This is a genomic window from Calothrix rhizosoleniae SC01 (assembly GCF_900185595.1).
Lineage (GTDB): Bacteria > Cyanobacteriota > Cyanobacteriia > Cyanobacteriales > Nostocaceae > Calothrix_A > Calothrix_A rhizosoleniae.
Map to the genome: position 1 here is coordinate 1 of NZ_FYBH01000019.1, position 4041 is coordinate 4041.

The window sequence follows — 4041 nt, forward strand, 5'->3', positions numbered from 1 at the left end:
CGCCGTCGAGCCCGCTTTGTTTGCGCTTCTCTCAGGCACTTAATTAATATATCTAACCTATCTTGACTTGTCAACCACTTTTTAGGAAAAAAATTTCTGGAGTTGTGTTTATCAGCTTGAAACCTAGGCTTAATAAAGGTTTTGCGTAACAAAAAAATTTTAGCTATTTATCTGAACTGCCTGTCTCACAGCTTCATGTAGCAGTGATTTTTTGTGCGGACGCTTTACTCCCTCTTACTCGCTTTTCTTTGAACTAGGCTTTAGATATGCTCCGACATTGGGCACAAAGGGAATCTTTAATGAACAATGACTTCGCCACCAGAAGTGAGTTATTTTCTAAAATCACCTTTTTGAGTAAAAGGCATCTGTGAATTAATTCCGTCAATTTCCTGCTGTTCTAACTCATTCACTTCACCGATGTAAGCACATAGGATATGTTGTAAGCGATCGCTGTAAAAACGATGTAAACTATGATTGGATTTGGCCGGAAAACCACGACGCTTTTTATGTCTTCCACCAGCGCCAGGATCGAACAACTGTATATTATTAGCGATCGCCCACTCAATTGGTGCATAATAACAAGCGTCAAAATGTAAGCAATCTATTTCCTGAAAACTTCCCCAATAACGACCATATAAGCGATCATTTTTAAATAGGCAAAAGGACATTCCCAGGGGTTGTCGTTGATCATGCTCACTGTAAGCAGCCACTAAGAGAATACGGTGGCGATAATTATGTAACTGCTCAAAAAACTCCTTTGTCAGGTACTTACTACCCCACCAACCAAACTTGTCACAGGTATCAGCATAAAAGCCATACATTAACTCCAACAAAGAATGGGAAATACGATCGCCAGTCAATGTTTGCAGTTGCAAACCAGCTTTGCCAACAGCCTTGCGTTCTCGCTTGATATTACGACGTTGGTTAGCATTAAATACACCTAAGTAGTCATCAAAGTTATTAAATCCCAGATTTTCCCAGATATAGCTATGGTGTAACCAAGCAGTAAAACCTTGACTCTCAATTTTCTGTTTCCATTGAGGATCGACAAACAGGAAATGACAGCCACTTAAACCATATTTGATACAGAAAGTATCTATTTCATGCAGCATCATCCCTGTTATCTCATCTTCATCTTCCCCTGGCGCAATCAAAAATTGATAACCTTCCACTGGGGTAAATGGAGACATCCCCAATAGTTTGGGGTAGTAGTTGATTCCCAAGCGTTCGGCTAAATTAGCCCACTGATGGTCAAAGACAAATTCACCGTAACTGTGCCCTTTAATATATAGTGGAGCCGCAGCAATTAATGTTTGTTCTCGCCATAATGTTAAATGATTGGGTAACCAACCATGTTTGGCAATAGCACTACCAGAAGCTTCTAAATTATGTAGCCACTCCCACTCTAAAAATGGAGTTTTTAATGGCATTGCCAAAGCATCCCAAGCTGATTGAGGAATTTCGGCAATTTTTTGCATCCAAGTGACAGAGTAACGAGGCTTGAGTTTTTCCACCATTCTGATTGTCCAAAATAATTTGCTAGTCAGAGTTAAGAGGATATGAAAAAATGAATTATCTGGTAGGGGAACCCACAACCTTGACCGTTATGGAATAACTTTACTATTGACAATTATAATAAAATCACCCAAAAAATCTTCTCGGCTAATTATGACTAGCCTTACACCTCAAAAAACAGAAATTTTCTATCCCAGCTCGGATGGTAAACCCTTGGCTGAAAGTTACGTACATTTATATGCTATCCTTGCCACCTTGGAAGTACTAAAACAATATTTACAAGGTCGTCAAGCAACGGTTCTGGCGGATCAATTTCTCTACTATGCTCAAGGTTATCCACGTTTACGGGTGGCTCCCGATGTAATGGTAATTTTTGATGTTGCTCCTGGAGGTCGAGATAATTATAAAATTTGGGAAGAGGGACAAATACCCGTGGTGATTTTTGAAATCACTTCCCCAGGAACCAAAGGACAAGATACAGAATTTAAGAAAACTTTATACGAACAACTTGGCGTTCGAGAATACTGGTTATTTGACCCCAAGGGAGAGTGGATAGCAGAAAAGTTACAGGGATATCGTTTGCGCGGGGAAGTATATGAATTAATTACAGATAGTCGCAGTGAACCCCTAAAATTACGGTTACAGGTAGAAGATCAATTAATTGGTTTTTACCGAGAGGATACGGGAGAAAAGTTACTGGTTCCTGAAGAGTTGAAAGCAGCATTAGATAAAGAAACAACTGCTAGACAGGAAGCTGAAGAAAAAGCTAGACTTGCACAGCAGCAAGTTGAACAGTTGAAAGAAAAGTTACGAGAGCTTGGTGTCGATCCTGATACTATTTAGGAAGTTGTAAAAGATTAATTTCTATAGATAAATTTATTTCAATATCTGTCATCTGTCTTGGGGATGATATTTGCCTGATATTCACTAGAGTCTATTTTGCTTATAGCTGCGATCGCATCCTTGGGTCTATATACCCTTATAATAAGCCACCTTTATAAAAAGCAATTTATCAATAAATTTTTGAGCAAAACAAAAAACCAGGAACTCACTTGCTTCCCGGCTCTTCATACCAAACAACATGGTCATCATAATGTTAAGGTACGGCATCGCCGTACCTTTTTATTCTCAGTTACAACTAGGCTTTAACTGCTTTTTTGGTCACAGCATCTAGTTCGCCTTTAGCATACTTAACAGCAAATACATCACTAGATACTTGCTTAATTTTGCTAGCATTACCAGCAGTAGCAAATTGTTGGTAGCGATCAGCACAAACCTGCTGCATGTATTTAATGGAAGGCTTCAGGAAGTGACGGGGGTCAAATTCCTTAGTATTTCCAGCTAAGGCTTCCCTGACTGCCGCAGTAATGGCTAGGCGGTTATCTGTATCAATGTTAACCTTACGGACACCACTCTTGATACCCTTTTGAATTTCTTCTACAGGTACACCGTATGTTTCAGGAATGGTACCACCGAACTTGTTAATCAAAGCAATTAAATCTTCGGGTACGGAAGAAGAACCGTGCATTACCAAGTGAGTATTAGGTAAACGACGGTGAATTTCTTCAATACGGCTGATTGCCAAAATTTCACCAGTTGGCTTACGGGTGAACTTATAAGCACCATGGCTAGTACCAATAGCTACAGCCAAAGCATCTACTTGAGTTTGTTCTACAAAATCAACAGCTTGATCAGGGTCGGTTAACAGTTGTTCTTTATCTAGCTTACCTTCAAAACCGTGACCATCTTCAGCTTCACCCATACCAGTTTCTAGGGAACCCAAGCAACCTAGTTCTCCTTCAACGCTGACACCTATTGCGTGAGCGACTTTCACTACTTCACGGGTCACATTAACGTTGTATTCATAGCTAGCAGGAGACTTAGCATCGGCTTCCAGAGAACCATCCATCATGACACTGGTAAAGCCATTTTTCATTGCTGAATAGCAGGTAGCAGGCTCATTACCATGGTCTTGGTGCATGGAAATAGGTAGATGGGGATAGGTTTCTACTGCTGCTAAAATCAAGTGGCGCAGGAAATTTTCCCCAGCATACTTACGAGCACCGCGAGAGGCTTGCAAAATCACGGGGCTATCTGTCTCATGGGCAGCCTGCATAATTGCTTGGATCTGCTCCATATTGTTCACATTGAAGGCTGGAATGCCGTAGCCGTTTTCAGCCGCGTGATCCAATAGCAACCGCATTGGTACGAGTGCCATAGATAGTCCTCCTAAATTTTTATGATACGTTTCAGCTAGTCGTTTTCAGACAAGCGTAATTATTACGCTAATCTTAAGATATTTTTCAACTTATAAGAAATTATAACTACTCATGTGTGTTTATGTTTAATAAGTTTAAGCTGAATCTCAAAAAATAAATGATAAATCTGTAAACGATCGCAAATATTTAGTTAGTAGCTTTGTAGACAAAATAGCGATCGCATCCCGGCTCCTGGAGGATCAGTTCCGTAATCGAGAGTAATCATCAATCTTGTGGGGGAGGGGAAGTGTTGGGAGCGTGGGAGCTG

General features: G+C 40.4%; 3 protein-coding genes. 1 reads left to right on the forward strand and 2 read right to left on the reverse strand.

Annotated elements, in window-relative coordinates:
• Positions 1-329 precede the first annotated feature (329 nt).
• A complete protein-coding gene (locus tag CALSC_RS00855; protein WP_088239546.1) occupies positions 330-1517 on the reverse strand; it encodes a GNAT family N-acetyltransferase in 1188 nt (395 codons plus the stop codon).
• Positions 1518-1668: 151 nt separating this feature from the next.
• Between CALSC_RS00855 and CALSC_RS00860 the strand changes: the two genes are divergently transcribed.
• Positions 1669-2358 (forward strand): Uma2 family endonuclease, encoded by a 690-nt coding sequence (locus CALSC_RS00860; RefSeq protein ID WP_088239547.1) that lies wholly within the window; start codon positions 1669-1671, stop codon positions 2356-2358.
• A 295-nt stretch (positions 2359-2653) separates the two neighbouring features.
• Here CALSC_RS00860 and fba read toward each other — a convergent pair whose 3' ends face one another.
• Complete coding sequence (gene fba / locus CALSC_RS00865) at positions 2654-3733, reverse strand: class II fructose-bisphosphate aldolase (protein WP_088239548.1); 1080 nt, start codon at positions 3731-3733, stop codon at positions 2654-2656.
• Positions 3734-4041 lie beyond the last annotated feature (308 nt).